We start from the raw sequence: 13,510 nt of genomic DNA on the forward strand, positions 1-13,510 counted from the left end.
GCCTCAGTAGGTGGTGTAAACGAGGAAGTGGAAGAACAGCGGCGCGGTATACATCAGGCTGTCGATACGGTCGAGGATGCCGCCGTGGCCCGGAATCAGCTGGCTGGTGTCCTTGATGCGCAGGTCACGCTTGACCGCGGAAACGGTCAGATCGCCGATGAAGCCGGCCAGGCCGATCAGCAGGCCCGCGGCCAGACCGAGACCCCAGCCGAGCGGCGTCAGCCAGGGAGCCAGCACGGCGCCGAGCACGGTGGTGGTGGCGACGCCACCGAGAAAACCGGCCCAGGTCTTGTTCGGGCTGATTGCCGGGACAATCTTGCGGTTGCCGAACTTCTTGCCCCAGATGTACTGGGCCACGTCGTTGAACTGGGTCAGGAACACCAGATACAGCACCAGACCAACGCCGCCGCCCGCCGGGTTTTCATCGGCGGGCAGCATCAGCAGATAGGCGACGTGGCTGATGGCGAACACCGTGGTCATGGTTGCCCACTGATAGGAGCCGACCGCGCGAATGAAGCCCTTGGTTTCACCCAGCATCAAGAGGCCGAAGGGAATCAGCAGGAACAGGTAGACCGGAATGAAGACGATAAACATCCCGTACCAGCCCAGTCCAACCCAGTAGTACTGCAGCGGTACGGCCAGATACAGCGCGAGAATCAGCCGGCGGTCGGTCACGCGTACCGGCAGAATCGAGAAGAACTCACGTAGGGCGATAAAGCTCAGGATGGTGAAGAAGACCAGCGAGGCGGTGGGGCCAATCATCAGTGCGGTAAACACCACGCCGACCATTACCCACCAGGAGTTGATGCGCTGTTTCAGCTCCAGATAGCCGTCGTCGCTCAGGCGCGGGCGCAGGATCAGTTGGGTGATGCTGGCGATCACCAGCATGGCGACCACCACCATCATGGCGTTCAGCGTATTAGGTGTGAGGTCGAGCATAAAGGGCAGGCCGATATCCATTATTCAATCCCCCGGCGTTGCAGGCGCAGATAGGCGCCGATCAGACGGCGCAAAACCGTCAGGCCGCTGCCGACGGCGATGATAATCAGGCTGACCCAAAGGATCAGCCCCGGGTGCTGCCAAAGCGGATCGAATACCGACAGTACGCAGGCGCCGGTCAGCAGGGCCATGCGTTGCTGCTTGGCCATCGGCCCGCGGAAGTCGGCTGGCAGCCCGAGCGAGACACCGAGTACGCGTACATAGGCGGTCATCACGGCCAGCAGTGCGCCGAGCCAGGCCAGCCACTGGGCCGACTCGAAACCGGGCAGGGCAAAGCCGCAGGCGACGATCAGCAGCGGATCGGCGATGCGATCCGGGACATCGTTGAACAGCTCGCCTGCCGGTGTCTGCTTGCCGCCCTCCATCGCCACCATGCCGTCGAACAGGTTGCATAACAGGCGCAGCTGAATGCACAGGGCGGCGACGATCAGCCAGATGGAGCGCTCGCCCCCCGCCTGCTGGCCGGACCAGACCAGCGCGGCCGCGCCGGCCAGTGCGCAGACCACGCTGAGTACGGAAATCTGATTGGGGGTAACGCTGCGCTGGCTGAGCCAGGCGGCGAAGCGGTTCATGATCCGCTGATCGCGGATCTTCAGTGGGCGGCGATTGCTGGTCATGGTGTCTCGTTGTTGAGGGTGAGGGTGAGGGCGCGGGCCTGGCGATGCAGGCGCACGCTCAGAAACAGGCAGTAGGCGAAGGCCATGCTGCTCGGAGGAATGATGGTCTGCCAGAGCGCGGGTGTCTGATGCCAGCTGTGCAGCAGGTAGAGCAGGGTGAAGCTGACGCCGACGATCAGTAGTGCCGGCAGCAGCATGCGCAGCGGGTTGTCCGGCAGGCGGCGAAACAGTGTGGTGACGGCCATGGCCATCAGCAGGGTGAGAACGGCGCTGAAGGTGCCTTGCAGCAGGCCGGCCATCAGCGCATGTGACGTATCGTTGTGCCAATTGGCAAACAGGGCCCATGCGCCCCAGATCAGGAAGGCGAGCAGCGCTGCGACCAGGCGGCCGCGCCAACTGTTGGCGTTATCCGGGGTTGTTGCAGACATGTACGCTCCCTGTCACTGCACGACGCCGGCACAGGCCGGGTGGGGGAGAATAACCCGATGACGTCAGGCAGGCGAGCCCTGCGCTGCACTGATGTGAAGCAGCGCAAGACTCTTTGTGGCGGGCACGGTTGACGCAGCTCAGTAGGGCGGGGCGTTGCCGCAATCGCTGGATTGCCAGCGGCTGATCTGCCGATGAGACAGGGTTACCTCGCCATCGCCGGGGTCGGCATCCGGGCCGAGTAAGCCGGCCGGCAGCGCATAGGCGCCCTGGCCATTGAAAGTAGAGCGCATTTCAGTGCTGGAGAGCATTTCAATTGTGCCGCTCATGTCGCCGGTGAACCCGTCAGGATCGTTGCAGCGACCGGTGAATTCCAGGGCGTCAGCGCTGGACTGGCTGATCTTGAAGTCGCATTTGGGCATGTTCTCCCGTGCATCGCGCAGCAGGGCTTGCGGGTCGGTCAGGGTTTTTGCAATGTCGGCTGTAATGCATTGGCGTTCCCCAACCTGTTCTTCAGTACCGAGCATTTCCTCGGCCATGGCCCGTTGCTCCGGAGGGAGGCTGTTGAGCATGTTGGTGCGCATTTCGCGCATACGCGCCTGCATATCGACACCGTTGATCAGGGTGGTACTTTCGCTGATCCACAGGCCCGGCTTTGGCGAGGTGTCGAGCTGCTGGGCGCAGAGCAGGGCAGGAGCAAAGGCGAGGGTGGAGAGCAGTGCAAGCCGTGGCAGAGTCATGAAACGGTCCTTGTGACGTAAATACCTTCAAGGACTATAGCCGCTGATGAAGCTGCTGTGCAGCGTTGATGATGCGGGGCGTGATCGTTGCACAAAAAAACGGGGGCGCATGGCCCCCGTTTCGTTTTCGACCTCAGCGTGGGCCGAGCAATGCCGGCTTTTCGCGCTGCGGGCGGCCACCCGGTTTGCCTTTGGCCGGTTTACGCTCCTCGACCTCCGGCTCAATGCGGTTGCCGAGTGCCTGACGGCGGCGTTCAATCGCAACCGGATCTTCCGGCGCGTGAATGCCGGGCATGACGCGTGGCTGGCCGGCTGCGCGCTGTCGTTGCTGATGCGGACGTTGCTCGCCGCGCTGGCGGTCGTCGCGACGCTGGCCGCGTGGCTGGCCGTTTCCGCCGTTACCCTTGCCGCCGTTGCCGGCATTCCCGCCGTTCGCGCGGGCGCCCTGGCCTTGGCCTTGGCCTTGCGATTGGCCTTGGCCTTGGCTGGTGCGTTTGGCGGCCTGGCCACCCTGGCCGCGGTTGTTGCGCGCACCGCCATTGCTGTTGCTGCGCGCGTTCTGGCCACGCGGGCGCTCGCTGCGTTCGCCACGCTCACGCTCCGGGCGATCACTGTTCAGCTCAGCCTGGGCGGGCGGCTCGAATCCTTCCAGTGTGCCTTCTTCAATACGTTGCCTGGTCATGCGCTCGATCGCGCGCAGCAGCTTGTCTTCGTCCGGGCTGACCAGCGACACCGCTTCGCCGCTGCGGCCGGCGCGGCCGGTGCGGCCGATGCGGTGGACGTAGTCTTCCGAGACGTTGGGCAGCTCGAAGTTGATCACGTGGGGCAGCTGATCAATGTCGAGGCCGCGGGCGGCGATATCGGTAGCTACCAGAATGCGCAGGGTGTTGGCCTTGAAGTCGGCCAGTGCCTTGGTGCGTGCGCTCTGGCTCTTGTTGCCATGAATCGCCGCCGCCGGCAGACCGTTCTTGACCAGGTACTCGGCCAGACGGTTGGCTCCGTGTTTGGTGCGGGTAAAGATCAGCACCTGTTCCCAGGCGCCCTGGGTGATCAGATGGGCGACCAGCGCACGCTTGTGGCCGGCAGCAACGCGGTAGACCTTTTGATTGATGCGCTCGACGGTGGTATTCGGCGGCGTGACTTCGATACGCGCCGGGTTGTCGAGCAGCTTGTTGGCCAGATCGGTGATGTCTTTCGAGAAGGTCGCGGAGAACAGCAGGTTCTGACGCTTGGCCGGCAGCTTGGCGATGACCTTCTTCACGTCATGGACAAAGCCCATGTCGAGCATGCGGTCGGCTTCGTCCAGCACCAGTACCTCTACCTGCGACAGATCGACAGCCTTCTGACCGACCAGGTCAAGAAGGCGGCCCGGGCAGGCAACCAGAATATCGAGGCCGGGAGCGATGGCTTTCATCTGCGGGTTGGCGCCAACGCCACCAAAGATGCAGGTGGACTTGAGCGGCAGCTCGGTAGCATAGGCGCGAATGCTGTCGTGCACCTGAGCTGCCAGCTCGCGGGTCGGGGTAAGTACCAGCACGCGAACCTGTTTGGCGCCCGGGCGCTTGCCGGCGGGCTCGCCAGCGGGGAACAGACGTTCGATAACCGGAAGTGCAAAACCGGCGGTCTTGCCGGTGCCGGTCTGTGCCGCAACCATCAGGTCGCGGCCTTCGAGAACAGCCGGAATCGCTTGCAGCTGAACCGGGGTGGGCTTGGTGTAACCAGTGGCTGCCACGGCGCGTACCAACGCGTCCGACAGGCCCAAGGAGGCAAAGGACATTCAGAATAACCCTGTGATGGCCGTTGCGAACGTGCAGAGGGCAGCGGGCAGGTGTCTGGCACCGTGCGGCTGCCGCGTGTCCGTGCGGCCTGGAATGAAAGAAAGCAGTGTGTGACGTCGCACGCGCGCTACCAGGGCTCAGCGACACCGGCGCTTGGCAATGGCGTACGGGAAATGCCCCGGACAGACCGTGCCGAACAGTCGATTGGTGCTTGAGCGCTCGCCCTGAGTGACTGTCGCGGTCAACCGCTCTCTGCGTGGCGGTGGTGCGACGGGTCCTGGCATGTCTTCGATAGTGCGCCTGATGCGCAGTTGATCGGAAGGCCAGAGAGCATGCGGAGTTGTTCAGTGCTTCCTGAAGCCCGGCGAGTATAACAGAAAGGGAGCCGCCGCATAGTGCCGACTGGCAGGCGCTGCCTGACTATTGCAGACCATAGCGATACAGCAGGTGCAGGTAGTCGTCCGACTGCTTGAATTGCTGCAATGCCTCGCTGAAGCGCTTTGCGAGGTCGGCCAGCGCCGGCGTTCGCGCGAATGCCAGGTAGAGCTCGCCGCTGCTCAGTTGAGTGTCATGGTGGGCGATCCGATCATTCAGTCCGAGTTGTCTGATGGTGTACAGGCCGACCCTGCGGTTGATCGGCAGCATGTCGACGCGACCATGCTCCAGCATCAGCAGACAGGCTTCGATTGCAGGACAGGGCCAGCGCTCGAAGTAGTTGGCGGCCTTGAACTCATCGTTTCCGTAACTGTAACCGGCAGAGATACCGATACGCAGACCGCGCAGGTCTTCGATTCGGGTGAACGGAAATGGCTGGCTCTTGCGATAGAACAGCACTGTCTCGCTGTGGGAAAGCGGCTCGCTGGGGTAGTGGTACGTCTGGCGGCGCTGGTCGTTGATGCCTATATCGAGAATGGCGTCGGCATTGCCCTCGCGCACCTCATGCTGGGCCCGCTTCCAGGGCATCATTCGCCATTTGGGGTCATAGCCCAGCTCACGCAGCAGCCTGTCGCTGACCTCGTAGTCGATGCCACGGATAGTGTTGTTCTCTTCAAATACGTAGGGTGGCCATGGCTCGCTGACAATGGTCAGCTGTTCGGCTTTGAGTGGGCTGGCTGACAGTGCCAGGGCGACGGCCAGAAGGCCATGAAATCGGTTCATGGCCGCAGTCTAGCGTGCTTTTGCGGTGCTCGCATGTTCGGGCTGCCGGGGGCGCCGGTAGCCCGTCCGGCTCAGCGATCGCCCTGCAGATTGCGCACAACGGCAAGGCTGGGTTCGGCCTGGTTGAGGGTGTAAAAGTGCAGGCCGGGCGCACCGCCATCGAGCAGGCGCTCGCACAGCTGACTGATCACCTCGGTACCGAAGGCGCTGATGCTGTCGCTGTCGTCACCGTAGGCTTCCAGCTGCTTGCGGATCCAGCGCGGAATCTCGGCGCCGCAGGCGTCGGAGAAGCGTGCCAGCTTGGTGTAGTTGGTGATCGGCATGATGCCTGGAATGATCGGGATGTCGATCCCTGCCTGGCGCACCCGGTCCACGAAGTGGAAGTAGCAGTCGGCGTTGAAGAAGTACTGGGTGATCGCGCTGTCGGCACCGGCGCGGGCCTTGCGGATGAAGTTCTGCAGATCGGTTTCAAAGTTTGGCGCCTGCGGGTGCGACTCCGGGTAGGCGGCGACCTCGATGGTGAAGTGATCGCCGGTCTCGGCGCGGATGAACTCGACCAGCTCGTTGGCGTAGCGCAGCTCGCCGCTGGCATGCCCCATACCGGAGGGCAGGTCGCCGCGCAGGGCGACGATGCGCTGGATGCCGTTGGCGCGGTAGTCGTTGATCAGGGAGCGCAGGTCGTCGCGCGAGTCGCCGACGCAGGACAGGTGCGGCGCGGTCGGAACCTTTACCTCGCCGTCCAGTTGCAGCACGGTGCGGCGGGTGCCGTCACGGGTGGAGCCGCCGGCACCGTAGGTGACGGAAAAGAATTCAGGGCCTGCCGCAGCCAGGGTCCGGGCAGTGGCGAGCAGTTTTTCGTGGCCGGCTTCGGTCTTGGTCGGGAAGAACTCGAAGCTGATGGGGGCGTTGGTCGTCATTATCTCTCTACTCTTGGAAGGGCGTCAGCTTCAAGCCTCAAGCTACAAGCGGCAAGCAACCCCGGAAACCTTTGCCCGCCGGCGGGGCGGGCAGGGTTCTTGAGGCTTGCCGCTTGCGGCTGACAGCTATCAGTAGCGATAGCTGTCGGGCTTGAACGGGCCTTCGACGGTAACGCCGATGTAGTCTGCCTGGGTCTTGGTCAGCTGGGTGACGACGCCACCGAAGCCCTTGACCATTTCCAGTGCGACCTCTTCGTCCAGCTTCTTCGGCAGTACCTCAACGGTCAGCGCAGCGGCTTTGCCTTCGGCAGACAGATCGGCGAACTTGCGCTCGAACAGGTGGATCTGGGCCAGCACCTGGTTGGCGAAGGAGCCGTCCATGATCCGCGAGGGGTGGCCGGTAGCGTTACCCAGGTTCACCAAGCGGCCTTCGGCCAGCAGGATCAGGTAGTCGTCATTGGTGGCGTCAATGATCTTGCCGGTGCGGTGGATCTTGTGCACCTGCGGCTTGACCTCTTCCCAGCCCCAGTTGGCGCGCATGAAGGCGGTATCGATCTCGTTGTCGAAGTGACCGATGTTGCAGACCACGGCGCGCTTTTTCAGGGCCTTGAGCATGCCGGCGTCACAGACGTTGGCGTTGCCGGTGGTGGTGACGATCAGGTCGATCTTGCCGAGCAGGGCCGCGTCGACGCAGGCGTCGGTGCCGTCGTTGATGCCGTTGTGGTACGGGGACACGACTTCGAAACCGTCCATGCAGGCCTGCATGGCGCAGATCGGGTCGATTTCGGTGACCTTGACGATCATGCCTTCCTGACGCAGCGACTGTGCAGAGCCCTTGCCCACGTCACCGTAACCGATGACCAGCGCCTGCTTGCCGGACAGCAGGTGGTCGGTGCCGCGCTTGATGGCGTCGTTCAGGCTGTGGCGGCAGCCGTACTTGTTGTCGTTCTTGCTCTTGGTGACCGAGTCGTTGACGTTGATCGCCGGGACTTTCAGGGTGCCCGCCTTGAGCATGTCGAGCAGGCGGTGTACGCCGGTGGTGGTCTCTTCGGTGATGCCGTGGATCTTGTCCAGCATCGCCGGGTATTTCTTGTGCAGGATTTCGGTCAGGTCGCCGCCGTCGTCCAGCACCATGTTGGCGTCCCAGGGCTGACCGTCCTTGAGGATGGTCTGCTCGATGCACCATTCGTACTCTTCTTCGGTCTCACCCTTCCAGGCAAATACCGGGATGCCGGCGGCAGCGATCGCAGCAGCGGCCTGATCCTGGGTTGAGAAGATGTTGCAGGAAGACCAGCGTACTTCGGCGCCCAGGGCAGTCAGGGTTTCGATCAGCACGGCAGTCTGGATGGTCATGTGGATACAGCCCAGAATCTTGGCACCCTTGAGCGGCTGCTCGCCGGCGTACTTGCGGCGCAAGCCCATCAGCGCGGGCATTTCCGACTCGGCGATGATGATCTCGCGGCGGCCCCAGTCGGCCAGGCTGATGTCGGCGACCTTGTAGTCGGTAAAGGCGTTATTGATCACGGCACTCATCTGATTTCTCCATTCGTGGTTGCGAATGGGCGCGGTTAAATGTCGCACGCCCCGGACGAGCCTGGCAGCGGCTGGAGCCGCTGCTGCAGCGCCCCTCGTCCGGAGCTGAAGTTACCCGGTCAGGCTGTTCGCACAGGAACACGCCTTGGCCGGAATCGGTTCAGAGGCGATACTGTCGCCCCTCCTGTATGTCGTCTGGATGAAACATGATCGCTGTTCCATACCGAAAACTCGTTGTCGCCCTGTTGCTCGGCGCGGCCCTGGCTGGCTGCAACAATGAACCTGACCCCAACTCGCACGAAGGCAAGCGCCAGGCGCTGTTCAAGCAGATGCTGCGCCAGACCGAGCCGATGAGCGGCATGCTGACCGGTCGCGTAACCCCCAGCATGGGCGAGTTCATGAACAAGGCCGATACCCTGGCCCAGCTCGCCGATCAGCCCTGGGAGCACTTCCCGACCCCGGGCGATGACCCTGAGCCGAACCGCACCAAGGACACCGTCTGGTCCGATCCCGAAGGCTTTGCCCTGGCCATTGATGACTTCAAGGCCAAGGTCGCCGACCTGCATGCCGTTACCTCTGTCGGCATCAAATCTCTGGACCAGGCAGCTGATGAGCTGCGTGCGGTCCAGCAGTCCTGCAAAAGCTGTCATGACAGCTATCGCCGCTGAGCGGCGATAGCTGCAGCTGCAAGCCTCAAGCTGCAAGTAAAACCCGCGCGGTTGCGAATCGTGCGGGTTTTCTTTTGGCTGAGAGAGTAACTGGATCTCAGCAGAAACACCTGGGGTCATCGCTCAACCGAGCCTGCTTGTAGCTTGTAGCTTGCCGCTACGCCGTCAGGCGTCCGCGCGCAGCGCGTCTGCCTTGTCTGTTTTCTCCCACGGGAAGGCCGTGAAGGTGTCACCCTTGACGGTCATCTCGAACGGGTTGCGGCCGAAGTGGCCGTACGCGGCGGTTGCGCGGTACATCGGGTGCAGCAGGTCGAGCATGCGGGTGATCGCGTACGGGCGCAGGTCGAAGTGCTGACGCACCAGCTGGATGATCTTTTCGTCGCTGATCTTGCCGGTGCCGAAGGTATTGATCGATACCGAGGTCGGCTGCGCCACGCCGATGGCGTAGGAAACCTGAATCTCGCACTTGTCGGCCAGGCCGGCAGCGACGATGTTCTTGGCGACGTAGCGGCCGGCGTAGGCGGCGCTGCGGTCAACCTTGGACGGATCCTTGCCGGAGAACGCGCCGCCACCGTGGCGAGCCATGCCGCCGTAGGTGTCGACGATGATCTTGCGACCGGTCAGACCGCAGTCGCCCACCGGGCCGCCGATGACGAACTTGCCGGTCGGGTTGATGTGGTACTGGGTGGCGGCGTGCAGCAGTTCGGCCGGGATCACCTTTTTGACGATCTCTTCCATCACCGCTTCGCGCAGGTCCGCCTGGCTGATGTCCGGGTTGTGCTGGGTCGACAGCACGATGGCGTCGATACCGGTGACGATGCCGTTCTCGTAGCGGCAGGTGACCTGCGACTTGGCGTCCGGGCGCAGCCAGCCGAGGCTGCCGTCCTTGCGCGCTTCAGCCTGACGCTCGACCAGACGGTGAGCGAAGGTAATCGGGGCCGGCATCAGCACGTCGGTTTCGTTGCTGGCGTAGCCGAACATCAGGCCCTGGTCACCGGCGCCCTGATCTTCCGGCTTCTGGCGGTCAACGCCCTGGGCGATGTCCGGCGACTGCTTGCCGATGATGTTGATCACGCCGCAGGTGGCGCCGTCGTAGCCGACGTCCGAGGAGGTGTAGCCGATGTCGCAGATGACGCCGCGCACCAGGTCTTCGAGGTCGACCCAGGCGCTGGTGGTGATTTCACCGCCGACGATGGCAACACCGGTCTTGACCATGGTTTCACAGGCGACCCGGGCAAATTTGTCTTCGCTCAGGATGGCGTCCAGAACGGCGTCGGAAATCTGGTCAGCCAGTTTGTCCGGATGGCCTTCGGACACGGATTCGGAGGTGAAAATCGAGTAATCGCTCATGGGTCTTTCCTGTCCTCGGGAGAAGGGGATTCGGGTTTGGCCAGCTGCAGCAGTTGCAGCTGAAAGCCGTTACGCAGGCCGATGTACTGGCTGTTGCCCGGACGCAGTCCGGCAGCTTCGGCCCAGCGCGCAATATCATCCTGGTCAAAGCCTAGCCACAGATCGCCGCAGCTGTCGCGTACCCAGCTCTGGTCGTGGCTGCACAGCTCGGTCAGCACCAGGCTGCCACCGGGTTTGAGCAGTGCGGCAAAGCGCTTGAGCGCTTCAGCCGGCGCCGGCATGTGGTGCAGCACCATGTTGCAGACCACGCAGTCAGCCAGCGGCAATTGCTGCGGCAGCAGGGCGTCGGCGAGCAGGCAGTCCACGTTGTCGAGGCCCGCGTCCTGACACTGCTGGCGCGCGCGCTCAAGCATGGCCTCGGCGTTGTCGAGTCCGACCACGCGCTCGAAGCGGCTGGCCAGGCTGGGCAGAAAGCCGCCTTCGCCCGGACCAATCTCGATGGCCAGTTGCCGGGCCGGCAGCGGCAGGGCGTCGATCAGGGTCAGCAGCGGCTCGCGGTAGATGCCAAAGTGGGCGATCAGGTCCTGCTGCGCCGGGGTGCCATCGGCAAAACGGGCAAAGAACTGGCGTGACAGCTCGGCACGCTGGGCGTGCACTGCAGCAATGGCTTGCTGCAGTTGGGCGTCATCCGGCTGGCTGTCGAGTTCGTTCAGCAGTTGGCTGTGCAGCCGATGCCAGGGCTGTTCAGTGACCGGCAGGCTGCGACGGTAAAAGATCGAGTTGCCTTCGCGGCGCGTGCTCACCAGCCCTGCGTTTGCCAGCACCTTGAGGTGGTGGCTCATGCCGGACTGGCGCATGCCGAAGATCTGCGCCAGTTCCAGCACGCCGAACGAGTCGCTGCGCAGCACCCGCAGGATATCCAGCCGCAACACATCGCCAGCGGCCTTGCAAAAGGCGGCCAGGTCGTCGGTCTGACTGGGGGTGGCGGGAAGGTGCGCAATCTGGTTCATGCGGCGCAGTTTAGTTTTGATCGGGCGTCGCCGCAACGGCTATATCAAAAAACTTTGATATAGAGCCCTCCGTTCGTCCGGCGAGCGAACGATAACCGCACTCGGAACGGTGTTTTCATTGCCCGAAACGGCCGTTTGCGCGAAAATGCCCGCCTTCTTTTCCCGGCCAGCCGCGTGTTGCGGCAAACGCCCATGCCTTGCCAACCACAGGAGTTGTTCATGCCCAGTCGTCGTGACCGTGCCAATGCCATTCGTGCCCTCAGCATGGATGCCGTGCAGAAAGCCAACAGCGGCCACCCCGGTGCGCCCATGGGTATGGCGGATATCGCCGAAGTGCTGTGGCGCGACTATCTGAAGCACAACCCGGCCAACCCGAATTTCGCCGACCGCGACCGCTTCGTGCTGTCCAACGGTCACGGCTCGATGCTGATCTACTCGCTGCTGCACCTGACTGGTTACGACGTCAGCATTGACGACATCAAGAACTTCCGTCAGCTGCACAGCAAAACGCCGGGCCACCCGGAATACGGCTACACCCCGGGCGTTGAAACCACCACCGGCCCGCTGGGGCAGGGCATTGCCAATGCCGTGGGCATGGCGATCGCCGAGAAGGTGCTGGCTGCGCAGTTCAACCGTGAAGGTCACGAGGTTGTCGACCACAACACCTACGTGTTCCTCGGCGACGGCTGCATGATGGAAGGCATCTCCCACGAAGTCTGTTCACTGGCCGGCACCCTGGGTCTGGGCAAGCTGGTTGCCTTCTACGACGACAACGGCATCTCCATCGACGGTGAAGTCGAAGGCTGGTTTACCGACGACACGCCCAAGCGTTTCGAGGCTTACGGCTGGCAGGTGATCCGCAATGTCGACGGCCACGATGCCGACGAGATCAAGACCGCCATTGAGACCGCACGCAAGAATACCGAGCAGCCGACCCTGATCTGCTGCAAGACCATCATCGGTTTCGGTTCGCCGAACAAGCAGGGCAAGGAAGAGTGCCACGGCGCAGCACTGGGCGAGGCGGAAATCGCTGCTACCCGTGAAGCGCTGAACTGGCCGCACGCCCCGTTCGAAATTCCGGCTGACATCAAGGCCGAGTGGGACGCCCACGAGGCCGGCGCCAAGGCCGAAGCCGCCTGGAACGACAAGTTTGCCGCCTATCAGGCTGCCTTCCCGGAACTGGCTGCCGAGCTGCAGCGTCGTCTGGCTGGCGATCTGCCGGCTGACTTCAGCGCCAAGGCCGATGCCTACATCGCCGAGGTGGTTGCCAAGGGTGAAACCATCGCCAGCCGCAAGGCCAGCCAGAACACCCTGAACGCCTTTGGCCCGCTGCTGCCGGAAATGCTCGGTGGCTCCGCCGACCTGGCCGGCTCCAACCTGACTCTGTGGAAGGGCTGCAAGGGCGTGGAGTCTGCAGACGCGTCCGGCAACTACCTGTTCTACGGTGTGCGCGAATTCGGCATGACCGCGATCATGAACGGTATCGCCCTGCACGGCGGCTTCGTGCCCTACGGCGCTACCTTCCTGATCTTCATGGAATACGCCCGCAACGCGGTGCGCATGTCGGCGCTGATGAAGCAGCGCGTGATCCACGTCTACACCCACGACTCCATCGGTCTGGGTGAAGACGGCCCGACCCACCAGCCGATCGAACAGCTGGCCAGCCTGCGCGGTACGCCGAATCTGGACACCTGGCGTCCGGCTGACGCGGTTGAGTCGGCGATTGCCTGGAAGTACGCGCTGGAGCGAGCTGACGGCCCGAGCGCGCTGATCTTCTCGCGTCAGAATCTGCCGCACCAGGAGCGCGATGCCGAGCAACTGGCCAACGTTACCCGCGGCGGTTACGTACTGAAGGACTGCGACGGCGAGCCTGAACTGATCCTGATCTCGACCGGTTCCGAAGTCGGTCTGGCGGTCAACGCCTGGACCGCCTTGACCGAACAGGGCCGCAAGGTTCGCGTGGTGTCTATGCCGTCGACCAGCGTGTTCGACCAGCAGGACGCCGCCTACAAACAGTCGGTCCTGCCGCTGGAAGTGGGTGCTCGTATCGCCATCGAAGCCTCCCACGCCGACTTCTGGTACAAGTACGTCGGCCTCGACGGCCGCATCATCGGCATGCAGAGCTTCGGCGAATCCGCTCCGGCTGCGGCGCTGTTCGAGGAGTTCGGTTTCACCCTCGACAACGTGCTGGCAGCGGCTGAAGAGCTGTTGGAAGACTAAACCAGCGGCAAGCCTCAAGCCTCAAGCTACAAGCGGCGCTCTGCCTGCTTGCAGCTTGCAGCTTGCAGCTTGCAGCCAGGCGGAGCCTGCTGTT

12 protein-coding genes and 1 riboswitch are annotated in these 13,510 nt (G+C 63.1%); of the genes, 2 read left to right on the top strand and 10 right to left on the bottom strand.

Going from position 1 to position 13,510, the window contains the following annotated elements; genetic code table 11:
• Nucleotides 1-3 precede the first annotated feature (3 nt).
• The 8 genes from B7O88_RS06355 to ahcY all read right to left on the bottom strand — a co-directional run bounded on the left by B7O88_RS06355 (nt 4) and on the right by ahcY (nt 8,168).
• Nucleotides 4-960 carry a phosphatidate cytidylyltransferase gene (locus tag B7O88_RS06355; protein ID WP_200818435.1) on the bottom strand — a complete coding sequence of 319 codons (957 nt, stop codon included), beginning with the start codon at nt 958-960 and terminating at the stop codon, nt 4-6.
• Nucleotides 960-1,616 (bottom strand): CDP-alcohol phosphatidyltransferase family protein, encoded by a 657-nt coding sequence (locus tag B7O88_RS06360; protein ID WP_088274399.1) that lies wholly within the window; start codon nt 1,614-1,616, stop codon nt 960-962. Before B7O88_RS06360 ends, B7O88_RS06355 begins: the two co-directional genes overlap by 1 nt.
• Nucleotides 1,613-2,044, bottom strand: a complete 432-nt coding sequence (locus B7O88_RS06365; protein ID WP_088274401.1) for a hypothetical protein — start codon at nt 2,042-2,044, stop codon at nt 1,613-1,615. The genes B7O88_RS06360 and B7O88_RS06365 overlap by 4 nt, the downstream gene beginning before the upstream one ends.
• 138 nt (nt 2,045-2,182) lie before the next feature.
• Nucleotides 2,183-2,782: a DUF3617 family protein gene (locus B7O88_RS06370; protein ID WP_088274403.1), complete on the bottom strand. Its 600-nt coding sequence runs from the start codon at nt 2,780-2,782 to the stop codon at nt 2,183-2,185.
• A 133-nt stretch (nt 2,783-2,915) separates the two neighbouring features.
• Nucleotides 2,916-4,559, bottom strand: a complete 1,644-nt coding sequence (locus tag B7O88_RS06375; protein WP_088274405.1) for a DEAD/DEAH box helicase — start codon at nt 4,557-4,559, stop codon at nt 2,916-2,918.
• 421 nt (nt 4,560-4,980) lie between these two features.
• The gene (locus B7O88_RS06380) at nt 4,981-5,718 is read right to left on the bottom strand and encodes a substrate-binding periplasmic protein (protein ID WP_088274407.1); all 738 of its coding nucleotides are present in this window, start codon (nt 5,716-5,718) and stop codon (nt 4,981-4,983) included.
• A 71-nt stretch (nt 5,719-5,789) separates the two neighbouring features.
• Nucleotides 5,790-6,635, bottom strand: coding sequence for a methylenetetrahydrofolate reductase [NAD(P)H] (metF, locus tag B7O88_RS06385; RefSeq protein ID WP_088274409.1), 846 nt, complete (start codon nt 6,633-6,635; stop codon nt 5,790-5,792).
• Between the two features lie 129 nt (nt 6,636-6,764).
• Nucleotides 6,765-8,168 (bottom strand): adenosylhomocysteinase, encoded by a 1,404-nt coding sequence (ahcY, locus tag B7O88_RS06390; protein WP_088274411.1) that lies wholly within the window; start codon nt 8,166-8,168, stop codon nt 6,765-6,767.
• A gap of 20 nt (nt 8,169-8,188) precedes the next feature.
• Nucleotides 8,189-8,271: riboswitch (S-adenosyl-L-homocysteine riboswitch) on the bottom strand.
• Between the two features lie 103 nt (nt 8,272-8,374).
• Between ahcY and B7O88_RS06395 the strand changes: the two genes are divergently transcribed.
• The gene (locus B7O88_RS06395; protein ID WP_088274413.1) at nt 8,375-8,836 is read left to right on the top strand and encodes a c-type cytochrome; all 462 of its coding nucleotides are present in this window, start codon (nt 8,375-8,377) and stop codon (nt 8,834-8,836) included.
• 165 nt (nt 8,837-9,001) lie between these two features.
• On the opposite strand, the gene metK is transcribed toward B7O88_RS06395, so the two are convergent.
• Complete coding sequence (metK, locus tag B7O88_RS06400) at nt 9,002-10,186, bottom strand: methionine adenosyltransferase (RefSeq protein WP_088274415.1); 1,185 nt, start codon at nt 10,184-10,186, stop codon at nt 9,002-9,004.
• Nucleotides 10,183-11,196 carry an ArsR/SmtB family transcription factor gene (locus B7O88_RS06405; protein ID WP_088274417.1) on the bottom strand — a complete coding sequence of 338 codons (1,014 nt, stop codon included), beginning with the start codon at nt 11,194-11,196 and terminating at the stop codon, nt 10,183-10,185. The genes metK and B7O88_RS06405 overlap by 4 nt, the downstream gene beginning before the upstream one ends.
• A 219-nt stretch (nt 11,197-11,415) precedes the next feature.
• Between B7O88_RS06405 and tkt the strand changes: the two genes are divergently transcribed.
• Nucleotides 11,416-13,416, top strand: a complete 2,001-nt coding sequence (gene tkt, locus B7O88_RS06410; RefSeq protein WP_088274419.1) for a transketolase — start codon at nt 11,416-11,418, stop codon at nt 13,414-13,416.
• Nucleotides 13,417-13,510 lie beyond the last annotated feature (94 nt).

The organism is Halopseudomonas aestusnigri (genome assembly GCF_002197985.1).
In the GTDB taxonomy this organism is placed as follows: Bacteria; Pseudomonadota; Gammaproteobacteria; order Pseudomonadales; family Pseudomonadaceae; genus Halopseudomonas; species Halopseudomonas aestusnigri.

Coding starts and splice junctions, on each gene's coding strand:
- tkt (WP_088274419.1), top strand. CDS start 11,416: ATGCCCAGTCGTCGTGACCGTGCCAATGCCATTCGTGCCCTCAGCATG.
- B7O88_RS06395 (WP_088274413.1), top strand. CDS start 8,375: ATGATCGCTGTTCCATACCGAAAACTCGTTGTCGCCCTGTTGCTCGGC.
- metF (WP_088274409.1), bottom strand. CDS start 6,635: ATGACGACCAACGCCCCCATCAGCTTCGAGTTCTTCCCGACCAAGACC.
- B7O88_RS06360 (WP_088274399.1), bottom strand. CDS start 1,616: ATGACCAGCAATCGCCGCCCACTGAAGATCCGCGATCAGCGGATCATG.
- ahcY (WP_088274411.1), bottom strand. CDS start 8,168: ATGAGTGCCGTGATCAATAACGCCTTTACCGACTACAAGGTCGCCGAC.
- B7O88_RS06370 (WP_088274403.1), bottom strand. CDS start 2,782: ATGACTCTGCCACGGCTTGCACTGCTCTCCACCCTCGCCTTTGCTCCT.
- B7O88_RS06365 (WP_088274401.1), bottom strand. CDS start 2,044: ATGTCTGCAACAACCCCGGATAACGCCAACAGTTGGCGCGGCCGCCTG.
- B7O88_RS06375 (WP_088274405.1), bottom strand. CDS start 4,559: ATGTCCTTTGCCTCCTTGGGCCTGTCGGACGCGTTGGTACGCGCCGTG.
- B7O88_RS06380 (WP_088274407.1), bottom strand. CDS start 5,718: ATGAACCGATTTCATGGCCTTCTGGCCGTCGCCCTGGCACTGTCAGCC.
- B7O88_RS06355 (WP_200818435.1), bottom strand. CDS start 960: ATGGATATCGGCCTGCCCTTTATGCTCGACCTCACACCTAATACGCTG.
- metK (WP_088274415.1), bottom strand. CDS start 10,186: ATGAGCGATTACTCGATTTTCACCTCCGAATCCGTGTCCGAAGGCCAT.
- B7O88_RS06405 (WP_088274417.1), bottom strand. CDS start 11,196: ATGAACCAGATTGCGCACCTTCCCGCCACCCCCAGTCAGACCGACGAC.